Genomic DNA, 14,171 nt, shown 5'->3' with positions numbered 1-14,171 from the left:
TGCGTGGAAACAGTGCTTGCCTAGGTCGATACCTAAGATGTGGATAGTAGACATATGGTTCACCTCATTCTGAGAACGTACTCTAAGCTTAAGGGCTTGAGAGTGGGGCGGACCATATAATTAAGCCCTCTTATTAGAAGAGGGCTCAATAAAGATGGTTGCGTTTTATGCTTATTTCATCGGTGTAAATTGAGGTTGAAGTTGCTCGCAAACATGACGTGCGAAACCACTACCAGCTTCGCTGTAGATGTTGAATGCGGCATCGACTCCCGTCTCTAATAAACCTTCAAGTTGATCTGGATACTCGGCAATCGCTGCAATCTGCCCTTTGTAGTTTCGGCTTTGAAGCTGTTCAAGTGCCGTTTGGTTACCTTGGTGATGTGGCATTGCCAGAAGCACCATTTTCACGTTAGCCGTATCCAAAATGCGTTCCCAGAAATCCGGGTCAGTTGCATCTCCGGAGATCACGTTACGACCTTCCGAGCGATGTTTATGCGCAGCTTCTTCACGAACCTCCACACCAAGTGAAATCTTACCGTAGCGAGATCGCAGTTCATCGTATGCACCGGTACCAATTCGACCCATACCGAGGATCAGTACTTGAGCATGACCTGGGTTAATGAGCTGGTCGCGTTGGTTCAGTTTTTCTGCTGCGGTTTCTTGCAGCCATTTACCTGAATGTTGGTAAATCTGATGGCCCAAACGGTTAAGTGGTGCTGAGATGATAAACGAGATAGAAACGGCAACGGCAATCGCTGCCAGCATGTCACTTGGCATCCATCCCATTTTGTATGCGAGACCACCAACAATCAGGCCGAACTCACTGTAGTTGAAAAGTGATAGCGACGTCAGCAATGAAGTGCGCACACGGAATTTAAAGTGGTTGATGGTTAGGAAGTACAGCAGCCCCTTGATTGGTAATAACAAGATAAATAGCAGAGCTAGACCAACACCCGTAAAGCTCAAGGATGCAGATAAACCAATATTGAGGAAGAAACAAACTAAGAATAGCTCTTTCATATTAAAGAGCGATTTTGATAGCTCGGATGCTTTGCGGTGGCCAGCCAGAAGCATGCCTAAAATCAACGCGCCTAAATCAGGTTTCATTCCCACCAGTTCAAACAAGCCTGCGCCAACTACTAATGCGAAGAAAATGCCGAATAACACCAGCATTTCCCCGTGGCCTACTTTATCCAACAACTTGTAAAACAGAGGTCGAGCGAGTGGTAGGGCAAACAATCCAATGGCGTACCATTCTGGAATTTTACCAGTCGAAGCAGTAAGGAATACTACGGCAAAGATATCCTGCATAACCAGAATACCAATTGCGAGTGTGCCGTAAGTCGCGTTCATTTCCCCTTTTTCTTGCAGTGTCTTAACCGCAAATACCGTACTGGAGAAGGAGAGAGCGAAGGCGAGAAGCAGAATCTGGCTGTGATCCATCGTGGAGAGTGATGACAGCCCTAATAGTTTTAGACCAACGAGAACCAGCGCGAAGAAAAGAGTCGAGAGAATGTTGTGCGCGGTAGCGCCGCCCCAAATCTCTTTAGAAAGCAGCGTTTTTACATCCAGCTTTAAACCAATGGTGAAAAGCAGCAAAGTCACACCAAGGTCAGCAAGCGTGACAATGATGTCATTGCTTTGGTAGCCAAACGCGTGAAGGCCGAAACCAGCGAGTAGGAAACCGACCAAAGGGGGGAGGTTACATTTTAGAGCGATGAAGCCGGCGAGGAACGCCGTTGTAATTAGAATAATTTCCATACTGTTGAGCTATATTCCTGATATACAAAAACGGGCTGTGAAACCACAGCCCGAGATTGTAACTCAATTGGTTGTATAAACTTAGTCTTCTAGTAACTTTTGTAACAAAACTCCGTTCAACATAGCGCGTTTGATCATCGCAAATGCGCCCATCGTTGGTTGCTTATCAATGTGAGAGGCAACAATTGGAAGCTCGTTGTGGAAAGTTTTCAGAGATTGGTTTTCTACATTGCGCTGAATTGCAGGGAACACAATTTCTTCAGCGGCAGTAATGTCACCAGCAATGACGATCTTCTGAGGGTTGAACAAGTTGATTGTAATCGCGATAGCTTTACCAAGTTGGTTGCCTACGCGCACAAGGCTTTGCTTCGCCAGCTCGTCGCCGTTCATCGCGTGCGTACAAACGTCATCAATAGTGATGTGCTCAAGTTGAGTCAGACTTGATTCGTAGCCCTGAGCAATCAGTTTTTTCACACGTTGTACGATGGCAGGGTTTGCTGCAACCGTTTCTAGACAGCCGAAGTTACCACACTGACATTGCTCGCCAAGTGGGTCGATTTGGATATGACCGATTTCACCTACGTTGCGGTTAAAGCCAAGGAATACCTGACCATTCACGATGATGCCCGCACCAGTACCACGGTGAACACTAACTAGAATCGAATCTTGGCAGTCTTGGCTCGCGCCAAAGTAGTGTTCAGCTAGTGCCATACCACGAACGTCGTTACCAACAAAACACGCGGTGTTGAACTTCTCGCGAATAATTTCGCCCAGCGCTAAGTTATCGATGTCGGTATTCGGCATGTATTCAACGACACCAGTGGTTGGGTTTACCAAACCAGGCAGCGTGATACCGATAGCGATAAGTTGGTCGATTTTGTCTTGGCAGCGATTCACAAAGTCCTTCAATAAATCAATCAAACCGGCGATTAAGTCCGCTTGGTTGGTGTAGTGAAGCTCGTGCTGGTCTTCTGCTAGTGCTGTGCCGCCTAGGTCATACAAGCAAAATTGCACGTAGTCACGACCTAATCGAACAGCGATAGAGTGGAAAGGTTTTACTTCAGTGGTCAACGAGATTGCTCGGCGACCACCGGTAGAAGCTTGTTGCGCGACTTCTTTGATTAAGCCGCGCTCTAAAAGTTGGCGGGTTATTTTGGTAACACTCGCTGGGGCGAGCTGACTAACATCCGCTACCTGAATACGGGAGATTGGACCTTGTTGGTCAATCAGCCTGTATACCGCAGCGCTGTTAAGCTGTTTTACTAAATCTACATTACCAATCTGTCCGCCATTCATGCTTAATTTTGCTCGTATTGTCCGTTAACAACCGTCGCTTTTACATTGAAGTCACGATCGAAAATAGTCAGGTTCGCTACCATTCCTTTTCGAACTCGGCCTAGTTGTTCCTCAACACCAATTGCGGTTGCTGGGTACAGTGTCGCCATTCGTAGAGCTTCGTCTAAAGCGATGCCTGCGTGCTCAACTGTGTTCTGAACTGCTTCGATCATAGTCAGAGCTGAGCCGCCTAGTGTGCCGTTTTCATCAACACACTTACCATCTCGGTAATATACTTTCTTACCGACAAAAATAAAGTGATCAATGTTAGCACCTGCTGGAGCTGTGGCATCCGTCACCAAAACAAGCTTTTCACCTTTGATTTTATGAGCAATTCGGATGTTTGCGTAGTCTACGTGGAAACCATCAGCAATGATGCCTGCATAAACTTCTGGTGTATCGTAAATCGCACCAACTACACCTGGTTCACGACCGACCATTGGTGTCATCGCGTTGAATAGGTGAGTCGCAAATGAGATACCTGCTTCAAAGCCTTGGCGTGCTTCTGCGTATGTTGCGTTGGTGTGACCGATAGAAACCACAATGCCAGCTGCTTTCAAGCGAGAGATGTGCTCAGGGTCATTTTGTTCTGGTGCAAGTGTAACTTTTGCGATGATGTCAGCGTTCGCGCAGATCAAGTCAATCATGCCGTCGTCAGAAGGGCGGATGAAGTCAACGCTGTGAATGCCTTTTTTCGCTACGTTAAGGTACGGACCTTCAAGATGCAGACCTAGCGATTGGTTTTGGTATTTGTTGTGGTACTCGCGAGCCGCTGAGATTGCAGCGCGCATGTCTTCGTCTGAAGAAGTGATAAGAGTTGGTAGGAAGCTTGTACAACCAGATTTTAGGTTAGCTTCGTGCATGATCTGCATTGTTTCTGGTGTGATTTCGTCGTTAAGCATCACACCACCACAGCCGTTTAGCTGTAGGTCGATAAAACCAGGGCTTAGGTTAGCACCGTCCAGATCTTTAACTTCAATACCTTCTGGTAGTTGAGTTACTGGCACAACTGATTGAATCTGGTCATTGTCGATGATGACAGCATGATCGGTAAGAACATCACTACCGGTATAGATTTTACAGTTACTTAGCGCGTACATAGTCAGCTAGTCCTTATAGATGAGAATTCATTTTCTGTTCCGTTATCTAACTGGTGACTCTGTGAGTCGGGCTGGTACTTAGTTTGTATCACTGAATTAGATAACGAGTCACATACAGCAAGTCGCGTTTTATCGATGTCATTATCAGAGTAACTAACTGAAAAATAATAAATGAATTAGTTTTTATGATTGTTTTCCAGAGCAAAGTTACTGCGAATCATCTGTAGAGATACCAAAATAACACTGATTCTGTCTTGCATAAAGTACGAGAATCTTATCTCTAAAACGCCATTTTTTCGTATAATAAAATAAGTTTTATGATCTCGCTAGCAAAAACCTTCTGAATGACCAATTTCTGGTGATTATGATCACAAACAATGAGGTTTTAATTTGCGGAGCAAAATTAATATCATAAACTGGTAGCGACTAAATTGAACGACTGAAATAAGTTATTCAACAAAACATAAAATCCTATAGGGGGAACTTAAGGTGAATATTCTTGGATACGCGCAGAAGTTAGGTAAAGCTCTTATGCTTCCTATCGCAACGCTTCCAGTTGCAGCGCTTTTACTACGTTTGGGTCAGCCTGACCTTTTAGATATCGCGTTCATGGCATCTGCTGGTAACGCAATCTTTAGTCAACTACCACTACTATTCGGTCTAGGTATCGCGATTGGTCTTTCTAAAGACGGTCAAGGTGCTGCTGGTCTAGCTGGTGCAGTTGCTTACTTCGTTCTTACTGCAACAGCAGCAACAATCGATGCAAGCGTTAACATGTCATTCTTCGGCGGTATCATTGCTGGTATCATCGCTGGTCACTCTTACAACGCTTTCCACGCTACTCGTCTTCCTGAGTGGTTGGCATTCTTCTCTGGCAAACGTCTAGTACCAATCATGGCGGGTCTATTCTCGCTAGTTGCTGGTGCAATTGCTGGTGTTGTATGGCCAACAATCCAAGGCGGTCTTGACGCGCTAGCGCACGCAGTTTCTACTTCTGGTGCTATCGGTCAGTTCGTATACGGTACTCTTAACCGTGCACTTATCCCTGTAGGTCTACACCACGTACTAAACTCATACTTCTGGTTCGGTATGGGCACGTGTCAAGAAGTTCTAGTGTCTGGCGCAACTGCTGCTGGTCAAGCGCTTCCTGCTCTACAACAGCTTTGTGTTGACCCAGCTCTAGCTAAGACTCTTGTTGCTGGTCAAACTCACACATTCGAATTCGCTAACTCTGTAACTCCAGAAATCACAGCAACAGTTAAAGAAGTAACTGAAACTCTGAAATCTGGTGACCTACACCGCTTCTTCGGCGGCGATAAGAGCGCTGGTGTATTCATGAACGGTTTCTTCCCTGTAATGATGTTCGGTCTACCAGGTGCGGCACTTGCAATGTACCTAGCAGCACCAGTTGAGAAACGTAGCCAAGTTGGTGGCGCACTATTCTCAGTAGCATTCTGTTCATTCCTAACAGGTATCACTGAGCCTCTAGAGTTCATGTTTGTATTCCTAGCACCTGCTCTATACGCAATCCACGCAGTATTTACAGGTCTATCTCTAGTACTTGCAAACATGCTTGGCACGCTACACGGCTTTGGTTTCTCTGCGGGTCTAATCGACTTCGTACTGAACTACGGTCTAGCAACTAAGCCTCTAGTGCTTCTTGCTCTAGGTCTAAGCTTCGGTGCTCTATACTTCTTCACATTCAGCTTCGCAATCCGCGCTTTCAACCTGAAATCACCAGGTCGTGAAGATGACGACGAAGAAGCGTCTGCAGCTCCAGCTGGTGATGCAGCAAAAGGTGACCTAGCTCGCCAATACCTAAAAGCACTAGGTGGTCACGATAACCTAACTTCAATCGACGCGTGTATCACTCGTCTACGTCTAACACTTAAAGACCGCTCTGTTGCTGACGAAGCTGTTCTTAAGAAACTAGGCGCGAAAGGTGTGGTTAAGCTTGGCGAAAACAACCTTCAAGTTATCCTTGGTCCTCTTGCAGAAATCGTTGCTGGTGAAATGAAAGCAATCGGTGCTGGTGAAGACCTATCAGATGTAAAACTTCCTTAATTACATCTTACTGACTCTCTATAAAGACCTCCCTCGGGAGGTCTTTTTTTGTTTGTGCGGATCTAATATGCTGCGCTTTCAAGCGAAGAAGAGAAATATTGTCGTTTTAACGACGGTTCTTGTTGTCTAATCGCTAAGAATTGTGGATCATTAGGAACAATGCACTCTGTAAACCGAGTAAGGCTACGGAGTACTGTTTTCTCTGACAATACTAATATTTTTGAGGTGCTATAGATGAGTGAAGCTGATGCTCGTCCATCAAACTTTATTCGCCAGATCATTGATAAAGATCTAGCGGATGGTAAACACACTAGCGTGCATACTCGATTCCCGCCGGAGCCGAATGGCTACCTGCACATCGGTCATGCTAAGTCTATCTGTTTGAACTTCGGTATTGCTCAGGACTACCAGGGCCAATGTAACTTACGTTTCGACGATACAAACCCTGAAAAAGAAGACATCGAATACGTTGAGTCTATCAAGAAAGATGTAAACTGGTTGGGCTTTGAGTGGGATGGTGAAGTATGTTACTCATCAAACTACTTCGACAAGCTTTACGAATATGCAATTGAATTGATTAATAAAGGCTTAGCGTACGTTGATGAGCTAAGTCCTGAGCAGATTCGTGAATACCGCGGTACGCTAACGGCTCCGGGTAAACCAAGCCCATACCGTGACCGTCCAGTAGAAGAAAACCTAGCGCTATTTGAAAAAATGCGCGCAGGTGAATTCGAAGAAGGCAAAGCGTGTCTACGTGCGAAGATCGACATGGGTTCTTCATTCATGGTAATGCGTGACCCAGTTATCTATCGTGTACGTTTTGCGACTCATCACCAGACTGGTGATAAGTGGTGCATTTACCCAATGTACGACTTCACACACTGTATCTCTGATGCGCTAGAGGGCATTACACACTCTATCTGTACTCTAGAATTCATGGATAACCGTCGTCTGTACGACTGGGTTCTAGACAACATCACGATTGATTGTCGTCCACACCAGTACGAATTCAGCCGCCTAAACCTTGAATACACAGTGATGTCTAAGCGTAAGCTAAACCAACTAGTGACTGAGAAATTGGTTGATGGTTGGGATGACCCACGTATGCCAACAGTCTCTGGTCTGCGTCGTCGTGGCTTTACATCAGCATCTATTCGTGAATTCTGTAAGCGTATTGGCGTAACGAAGCAAGAGAACATGATTGAGTTCGGTTCACTAGAATCTTGTATTCGTGATGATCTAAACGAAAACGCACCACGTGCGATGGCTGTTTTAGATCCAGTTAAGATCGTTATCGAGAACTTCGAAGAAGGCGCGGTAGAGACTCTGACTGTTGCTAACCATCCAAACAAACCTGAGATGGGTGAGCGTGAAGTGCCGTTCACTCGTGAAGTTTGGATCGAGCGCGAAGACTTCCGTGAAGAAGCTAACAAGAAATACAAGCGTCTTGTTCTAGGTAAAGAAGTTCGTCTACGTGGCGCATACGTGATCAAGGCTGAACGCATCGAGAAAGACGCGGAAGGCAACATCACGACAATCTTCTGTACTTACGATGCTGAAACGCTAGGTAAGAACCCAGCAGATGGCCGTAAAGTGAAAGGCGTAATTCACTGGGTATCAGCAGACAAAGCATTGCCTGCTGAAATCCGCATGTACGATCGTTTGTTCACAGTACAAAACCCAGCTGCTGCGGATGACTTTGCTGCGACAATCAACCCTGAATCACTAGTGGTTCTAAACGGTTTTGTTGAGCCAAGCCTAGCAAACGCAGAAGCGGAAACAGGTTACCAGTTTGAGCGTATGGGTTACTTCTGTGCAGATTCAAAAGATTCTTCAGCAGATAACCTAGTATTCAACCGTACGGTTGGTCTACGTGATACTTGGGCGAAAATCGAGAACCAATAATCTCTATTCTTCGCTAACAAAGATGCCAGCATCATTGCTGGCATTTTTTATGTCTTAATTTGGTTCAAATGTTGTCACTGAACCGTTCCTAGAGTTATACCAATAGACAATCTCGGCATTGTCAGGGTTACTGTTGTAACCTTGTTTGGTATAGATAAAGTAGCAGAGGGCGAGCTTTCTTTGACCTACGCCGTTTGCATCTTGAAACGTTAAATTTCTACGCTTTGTAATAAAGTCGACGGAATCTGATTTTGCTGCGTTGCTTGAAAACGTATAGTCAGTATTAACTATCGCGGTAAACAGTTCATAACAACCCTGGTCTCCTTGGCCTATGTTATGGGGTTGTCCCATCGGCTCACCCTTATTGATACCAAGTGGGTAGCCTACGTCATTCATGTCCAACATGTAATTGCCATTATTGTCCGTTGGACCATATCCTGGCATGTTGTTCATTCCTGCGGAGCCGCCGCCATTGATTTGCCATTTTGAATGTGCGTATTTAAGAGCGCTTTCAAAGGCTCCAAAAGTTTCAGCAATTTTTGCTTCGCGAGCATCGTCTTGTAAGTTTAAAAAACGTGGGGCTACAAATACGGCAAGTATCCCAAGAATAACAATGGCAATAATCAGCTCAAGTAGGGTAAAGCCTTTAGAATTCCTTTTCTTCATCGTTTTTCTCCATAAAAAAACGCCAGCTTTAGCTGACGTTTTACTATGTTTATGAGTAAAAAGAAATACTTCTTACTTTGTTGGCTTGTGCGCGTTTGGATTGTCTTTACAAGAACTGTCCGTACATTTGCCGTATAGGTACAAGCTGTGGTTAGTTAACGTCACGTTGTACTTAGCTGCGATTTCTTTTTGACGCTGTTCAATCACATCGTCAGAGAATTCAATCACTTCACCACAGTCTAGACACACTAGGTGATCGTGGTGGTGTTGAGTAGACAGTTCAAATACTGACTTACCACCTTCGAAGTGGTGGCGAGTTACAATACCAGCATCATCGAACTGGTTTAGTACACGATAAACGGTTGCTAGACCGATCTCTTCACCTAGATCAATCAGCTTTTTGTACAAATCTTCAGCACTGATGTGCTGGCAGTCTGGCTGCTGAAGTACTTCTAGAATTTTTAGCCTTGGAAGGGTTACTTTTAAGCCCGCATCCTTCAGCGCCTGATTATTATCTGACATATACTTTCCCGTTGGATCATCTGCAGCGATTTAACAGAATTCAATATTCCTACCATTATAGGCGAAGCGTACTGAACATTAAACCACGAACTTCAAAGGGTTAATAGATTCTTTTTGTAAATTGGAAACAGGTCGATTATATTACAGATCAGACCAGTTACAAATTGATAACATTAGAACGCAAAGACTACGGATAGTTATGAATAAGCGACTTGCTAAGATATATAAACCGGGATTTGTGAAGTTTGCGCTCAATATTTGGCCGCCATTTTGGGGCGCAGGTATCAAAATCTTACATATTTCTGAAGATTTTCGAACGGTTAAAGTCCGCTTGAAGCTTCGCTGGTGGAACAAAAACGCCAATCGAACCCAATATGGTGGCAGCATTTTCTCGTTGACCGACCCGATCTACTCACTGATGTTGATGGGGATTCTGCGTGAGGAATATTACGTTTGGGACAAAGAAGCCAGCATCAATTTTATTAAACCTGGACAGAGTGATTTGTTTGCTGAGTTTGAAGTAACAGAAGGCATGTTAGACGATATTTACCAAATGACTCGTAATGGTGAAAAGTGCTTTCCGGAGTTTATTACACATGTGAAAGACAAAGACGGCAATGTTGTGTCCGAAGTGCAGCGTGAGTTGTATGTGAGGAAGAAACCTCAATACAGAGAGGAAGAGGTAGCAACGGAAGCTTCCTGATAGGCAGATACAAAAAGACCTCCAATTAGGAGGTCTTTTTGATGAATGCGTTATTAGCCTTCAAGCTCAGCTAGGCACATCTCTTCGTAGATTTGCTTAACCCAGTTTTCAACGCGCTCGTCAGTCAATTCTGGTTGACGGTCTTCGTCAATACATAGACCAACAAACTGGCTATCGTCACCTTCTACGAGTGCTTTAGACGCTTCGAACTCGTAACCTTCAGTTGAAGTGTGGCCCAAGATAGTGCCGCCTTTTGCTTCAACGATGTCACGTACTGTGCCCATTGCGTCACAGAAGTACTCTGCGTAATCTTCTTGGTCACCACAACCGAAGATAGCAACAAGCTTCGTAGAGAAATCTACTTGCTCAAGCTCTGGGAAGAAATCGTCCCAATCACATTGTGCTTCACCGTAGTACCAAGTTGGGATACCTAGAAGTAGAAGATCGAAGTTATCAATGTCTTCTTTGCTGCTTTTTGCGATGTCTTGAACGTGAACTAGTTGTTTACCTAGTTGCTTTTGAATCATCTTTGCAACGGCTTCAGTATTACCTGTGTCGCTACCGAAGAAGATACCTACACTTGCCATAGAGTCTATACCTTTACATTGTTTGTTACTGGCGATGGGGAGAGGAGCTTAACCAAGCCCTGTGCCTTCCCAACTGAGCTGAATCAGGCCTTTAGCGATGAAACCAGCGCAGCCTAGGAAAAGAACTAACCATACAATACGACGACCAAAAACAGGTACATTGCCTTGCTTTAGTACATCTTTTATCGCCATCCCGATGAAAAAAAAGATAGCAGCAAAAAGAAGATCGAGCCCGATCGACTCGAGCATGTCCATATAGTCGTATAGCATTGTCGTCCTTCATGCCAAAAATTCTTGGGCGCACTATACCACTGTTAAACGGTAAAGTTAATGCACAACAAGAAGGGTTATTTCAATAATATGGCGTTGTTTTTCGAATTTGTTAACTCGAAATATATTTCCTGATCACCCGCATGACTTCTGCTGGTTTTTCAGCGTGTAGCCAGTGTCCTGTATTAGCAATAATGTGCGCTTTTGCATTGTTAAACTGTCGCTTAACGGCTGGTTGGTGCTCAGGCATCAAGTAATCAGAATCACCACCTTTGACAAATAAAGTTGGGATGTCTGTTGGTGTGATTTCTTGCCAACCAATGATGTTGTCGTAGTTGTTGAGCAAGCTAGCAACGTTGAAGCGCCAATCCATTTTATCGCCGTTTTTGTATAACGATTTCGATAAGAATTGTCTTACACCATCCATTTCAATATGTTGAGCAAGAATGTCCATGGTTTGTTGGCGGTTAGTTGGTTGTTCTTTTACTACGGCTTGCAGACCATTAAACACGTTATCATGGCGATTAGTCTGGTAAGCCACTGGCGCCATATCTAAGACAATAAGTTGTTTTACGAATTCAGGAGCGATATCTGCCAGTTTCATCGCAACTTTTCCACCCATAGAGTGGCCGATGACAAGTGCTGGCTCGATGCTTAAATGGCGAAGCAAATCAGCAACATCTTGTGCCATCACTTCGTAATTGTGTGTGTCTGAATGAAAAGAAAGGCCATGATTTCGTAGATCAATACTGATCACACAGTGATCTTGAACGAGGTCGCGAGCCAGTAAACCTAGATTACTGAAACTGCCAAACAATCCATGAATCAAAACAACCGTTTGGCCTTGCCCTTCCTGCTTATAGTTGAGTAATGCTGACATTTTATCTTATTCGTGATGGGTTTAACGTGGAGTATCCGCGAGGATCTCGTTATAATCCCCCAGAGTTTAAACATTGAGAATGTGAAAAGCGAATGAAAACAATTGAGGTTGATGAGGATCTATACCGTTACATTGCGGGTCAAACCAAGCATATCGGTGAAAGTGCCTCGGATATTTTACGACGCCTTTTGAACCTTGATGGCCAGTTGCAGGAAGCAGTTGTTGCACCTGTAGTAGAACAGCCACAAGGGATTGTAGTAAGTAAAGATGCTGGCAAAGCAGAATCAGTAGATATCGTAAAAGAGATGCGCTCTCTACTTATCTCTGATGAATTTGCTGGTCTTAAGAAAGCGATTGATCGCTTCATGTTGGTATTATCAACCTTACACAAACTGAATCCAGAGAGCTTCTCTCAAGCGACAAAAGTGAAAGGACGCAAACGCGTTTACTTTGCTGATAACGAAGAGACTCTGCTAGCAAACGGTAACACTACCAAACCTAAAGCAATTCCTGGCACGCCATTCTGGGTAATCACCAACAACAACACCAGTCGTAAGCGACAAATGGTGGAGCAGGTGATGACTCACATGGAATTCCAGCCTGACTTAATAGAGAAAGTAACAGGTTCAATCTAAGAAACCTGATAGAAGCCTCATAATGTGTAGCGTTTAGCGGATATTATGAGGCTTTTTTGATTTTATTTGTTTTTAAAGAAAGGATGTCAAACATGGCTATGCACCCTCGTGCTGGGCAAAAAGCGCAGCAGGAAGATCTTCACAATATCCCAGCACTCGTTGCTAACTACTTCTTACTTCAACCAGACGCAGCAAACGCAGAACACAAAGTTCAATTTGGTACTTCTGGCCACCGCGGTACTGCAGACAAGCACACTTTTAACGAAAACCACATTTTAGCGATCGCTCAAGCGGTAGCAGAAGTTCGTGCTGAGCAAGGTACAACAGGTCCATTGTTTGTGGGCAAAGACACGCACGCGCTATCTGAACCAGCGTTTTCAAGTGTGATTGAAGTATTGATTGCAAACGGTGTGAAAGTGATTGTCCAGCAAGGCAACGGTTACACGCCAACGCCAGGTATTTCACACGCGATTCTGACTTACAACATCAAGCACGATGATAAGGCAGATGGCATTGTGATTACCCCATCTCATAACCCACCACAAGACGGCGGTATCAAATACAACCCGACTCACGGTGGTCCTGCAGAAGCTGAACTGACTCAAGCGATCGAAGATCGTGCGAACGCCCTGATTGCTGAAGGTTTACAAGGTGTTAAACGCCTACCACTAGCAGAAGCTAAAGCATCGGATCTGTTTGTTGAGATGGACTTGGTGAAACCATACATCGATGATCTAGTGAACGTTATCGATATGGAAGCAATCCAAAAAGCAAACCTGAAGATTGGTGTAGATCCATTGGGTGGCAGCGGTATCGATTACTGGCGTCAAATTGGTCAGGCATACAATCTAGACTTAACGCTAGTAAGTGAAGCGATTGACCCTTCTTTCCAATTCATGTCATTAGATAAAGACGGCGTTGTACGTATGGACTGTTCTTCTCCTTACGCAATGGCGGGTCTATTGGCACTGAAAGACGAGTACGATCTAGCATTCGGTAACGATCCTGATTACGACCGTCACGGTATCGTTACGCCAAAAGGTTTGATGAACCCGAACCACTTCTTAGCGGTTTGTATCGACTACCTATACCGTCACCGTGACGCGTGGGGTAAAGATGTCGCTGTTGGTAAAACGCTAGTTTCAAGCGCTCTGATTGACCGTGTTGTTGCGGATCTCGGTCGTGAGCTATGTGAAGTACCTGTTGGCTTCAAATGGTTTGTGGACGGTCTTTACAATGGTAAGTTTGGCTTCGGCGGCGAAGAAAGTGCTGGTGCGTCTTTCCTTCGTAAAGATGGTACGCCTTGGTCAACAGACAAAGATGGTATCTTGCTATGTCTTCTAGCGGCAGAGATCACTGCAGTAACGGGTAAGAACCCTCAAGATTACTATGAAGAGCTAGCGGCGAAGCATGGTGAGTCTAAGTACAACCGTATTCAAGCTGTCGCAAATGGCCCACAAAAAGACGTATTGAAGAAGCTGTCACCAGAAATGGTTGCGGCTGAAACTCTAGCTGGTGATGCAATTACAGCTCGTCTGACGCACGCTCCTGGTAATGGTGCTGCGATTGGTGGCCTTAAAGTAACGACAGCGAATGGTTGGTTCGCTGCACGTCCATCAGGCACTGAAGACATCTACAAGATCTACTGTGAAAGCTTCAAAGGTGAAGAGCACCTAAAACAAATCGAAGCTGAAGCACAAGAAATCGTTAATCAAGTATTTGCAGCCGCTGGTTTGTAATTCA

Annotated in this window: 13 protein-coding genes; 5 read left to right on the top strand and 8 right to left on the bottom strand. The window is 44.7% G+C overall.

Annotation, left to right across the window (positions count from 1 at the left end):
* Positions 1 to 171: 171 nt before the first annotated feature.
* The 3 genes from ATB78_RS19860 to nagA all read right to left on the bottom strand — a co-directional run bounded on the left by ATB78_RS19860 (position 172) and on the right by nagA (position 4,196).
* The gene (locus tag ATB78_RS19860) at positions 172 to 1,761 is read right to left on the bottom strand and encodes a cation:proton antiporter family protein (protein ID WP_061010057.1); all 1,590 of its coding nucleotides are present in this window, start codon (positions 1,759 to 1,761) and stop codon (positions 172 to 174) included.
* 81 nt (positions 1,762 to 1,842) lie between these two features.
* Positions 1,843 to 3,057 (bottom strand): ROK family protein, encoded by a 1,215-nt coding sequence (locus ATB78_RS19855; RefSeq protein ID WP_005436955.1) that lies wholly within the window; start codon positions 3,055 to 3,057, stop codon positions 1,843 to 1,845.
* A gap of 2 nt (positions 3,058 to 3,059) precedes the next feature.
* On the bottom strand, positions 3,060 to 4,196 hold the full coding sequence (nagA, locus tag ATB78_RS19850) for an N-acetylglucosamine-6-phosphate deacetylase (RefSeq protein ID WP_009707219.1): 1,137 nt from the start codon (positions 4,194 to 4,196) through the stop codon (positions 3,060 to 3,062).
* A gap of 489 nt (positions 4,197 to 4,685) precedes the next feature.
* Between nagA and nagE the strand changes: the two genes are divergently transcribed.
* A complete protein-coding gene (gene nagE, locus ATB78_RS19845; protein ID WP_009707218.1) occupies positions 4,686 to 6,260 on the top strand; it encodes an N-acetylglucosamine-specific PTS transporter subunit IIBC in 1,575 nt (524 codons plus the stop codon).
* A gap of 234 nt (positions 6,261 to 6,494) precedes the next feature.
* On the top strand, positions 6,495 to 8,165 hold the full coding sequence (glnS, locus tag ATB78_RS19840) for a glutamine--tRNA ligase (RefSeq protein WP_061010055.1): 1,671 nt from the start codon (positions 6,495 to 6,497) through the stop codon (positions 8,163 to 8,165).
* A gap of 54 nt (positions 8,166 to 8,219) precedes the next feature.
* Here glnS and ATB78_RS19835 read toward each other — a convergent pair whose 3' ends face one another.
* Both ATB78_RS19835 and fcrX read right to left on the bottom strand, forming a co-directional pair.
* Positions 8,220 to 8,831 (bottom strand): type II secretion system protein, encoded by a 612-nt coding sequence (locus ATB78_RS19835; protein WP_081096630.1) that lies wholly within the window; start codon positions 8,829 to 8,831, stop codon positions 8,220 to 8,222.
* 72 nt (positions 8,832 to 8,903) lie between these two features.
* Entirely contained in the window at positions 8,904 to 9,353 is a 450-nt protein-coding gene (gene fcrX / locus ATB78_RS19830; protein WP_005436964.1) for a ferric iron uptake transcriptional regulator FcrX, read from the bottom strand.
* A 199-nt stretch (positions 9,354 to 9,552) separates the two neighbouring features.
* Here fcrX and ATB78_RS19825 point away from each other — a divergent pair, with 199 nt between their 5' ends.
* Positions 9,553 to 10,056 (top strand): DUF4442 domain-containing protein, encoded by a 504-nt coding sequence (locus tag ATB78_RS19825; protein WP_061010053.1) that lies wholly within the window; start codon positions 9,553 to 9,555, stop codon positions 10,054 to 10,056.
* Positions 10,057 to 10,109: 53 nt separating this feature from the next.
* Here the strand turns inward: ATB78_RS19825 and fldA are convergent, their stop codons facing one another.
* The 3 genes from fldA to ATB78_RS19810 all read right to left on the bottom strand — a co-directional run bounded on the left by fldA (position 10,110) and on the right by ATB78_RS19810 (position 11,793).
* Positions 10,110 to 10,643, bottom strand: coding sequence for a flavodoxin FldA (fldA, locus tag ATB78_RS19820; protein WP_005436966.1), 534 nt, complete (start codon positions 10,641 to 10,643; stop codon positions 10,110 to 10,112).
* 48 nt (positions 10,644 to 10,691) lie between these two features.
* The gene (locus tag ATB78_RS19815) at positions 10,692 to 10,913 is read right to left on the bottom strand and encodes a DUF2788 domain-containing protein (RefSeq protein WP_005446406.1); all 222 of its coding nucleotides are present in this window, start codon (positions 10,911 to 10,913) and stop codon (positions 10,692 to 10,694) included.
* A gap of 112 nt (positions 10,914 to 11,025) precedes the next feature.
* A complete protein-coding gene (locus ATB78_RS19810; RefSeq protein WP_020197163.1) occupies positions 11,026 to 11,793 on the bottom strand; it encodes an alpha/beta fold hydrolase in 768 nt (255 codons plus the stop codon).
* A 92-nt stretch (positions 11,794 to 11,885) separates the two neighbouring features.
* On the opposite strand from ATB78_RS19810, the gene seqA reads away from it, so the two are divergent.
* Entirely contained in the window at positions 11,886 to 12,428 is a 543-nt protein-coding gene (gene seqA, locus ATB78_RS19805) for a replication initiation negative regulator SeqA (RefSeq protein WP_005436968.1), read from the top strand.
* 92 nt (positions 12,429 to 12,520) lie between these two features.
* Positions 12,521 to 14,167 (top strand): phosphoglucomutase (alpha-D-glucose-1,6-bisphosphate-dependent), encoded by a 1,647-nt coding sequence (pgm, locus tag ATB78_RS19800; protein WP_061010051.1) that lies wholly within the window; start codon positions 12,521 to 12,523, stop codon positions 14,165 to 14,167.
* Positions 14,168 to 14,171 lie beyond the last annotated feature (4 nt).

The sequence above is a fragment of the Vibrio sp. CUB2 genome (assembly GCF_001557945.1).
GTDB classification, from domain to species: Bacteria; Pseudomonadota; Gammaproteobacteria; order Enterobacterales; family Vibrionaceae; genus Vibrio; species Vibrio owensii.
The sequence above is the reverse complement of the archived record's forward strand: the minus strand, read 5'-3'. Positions and strand labels throughout refer to the sequence as shown.

Excerpts from the sequence above, each read along its gene's own strand:
- ATB78_RS19860 (WP_061010057.1), bottom strand. The coding sequence starts at position 1,761 with ATGGAAATTATTCTAATTACAACGGCGTTCCTCGCCGGCTTCATCGCT.
- ATB78_RS19855 (WP_005436955.1), bottom strand. The coding sequence starts at position 3,057 with ATGAATGGCGGACAGATTGGTAATGTAGATTTAGTAAAACAGCTTAAC.
- nagA (WP_009707219.1), bottom strand. The coding sequence starts at position 4,196 with ATGTACGCGCTAAGTAACTGTAAAATCTATACCGGTAGTGATGTTCTT.
- glnS (WP_061010055.1), top strand. The coding sequence starts at position 6,495 with ATGAGTGAAGCTGATGCTCGTCCATCAAACTTTATTCGCCAGATCATT.
- ATB78_RS19835 (WP_081096630.1), bottom strand. The coding sequence starts at position 8,831 with ATGAAGAAAAGGAATTCTAAAGGCTTTACCCTACTTGAGCTGATTATT.
- fcrX (WP_005436964.1), bottom strand. The coding sequence starts at position 9,353 with ATGTCAGATAATAATCAGGCGCTGAAGGATGCGGGCTTAAAAGTAACC.
- ATB78_RS19825 (WP_061010053.1), top strand. The coding sequence starts at position 9,553 with ATGAATAAGCGACTTGCTAAGATATATAAACCGGGATTTGTGAAGTTT.
- fldA (WP_005436966.1), bottom strand. The coding sequence starts at position 10,643 with ATGGCAAGTGTAGGTATCTTCTTCGGTAGCGACACAGGTAATACTGAA.
- ATB78_RS19815 (WP_005446406.1), bottom strand. The coding sequence starts at position 10,913 with ATGCTATACGACTATATGGACATGCTCGAGTCGATCGGGCTCGATCTT.
- ATB78_RS19810 (WP_020197163.1), bottom strand. The coding sequence starts at position 11,793 with ATGTCAGCATTACTCAACTATAAGCAGGAAGGGCAAGGCCAAACGGTT.
- seqA (WP_005436968.1), top strand. The coding sequence starts at position 11,886 with ATGAAAACAATTGAGGTTGATGAGGATCTATACCGTTACATTGCGGGT.
- pgm (WP_061010051.1), top strand. The coding sequence starts at position 12,521 with ATGGCTATGCACCCTCGTGCTGGGCAAAAAGCGCAGCAGGAAGATCTT.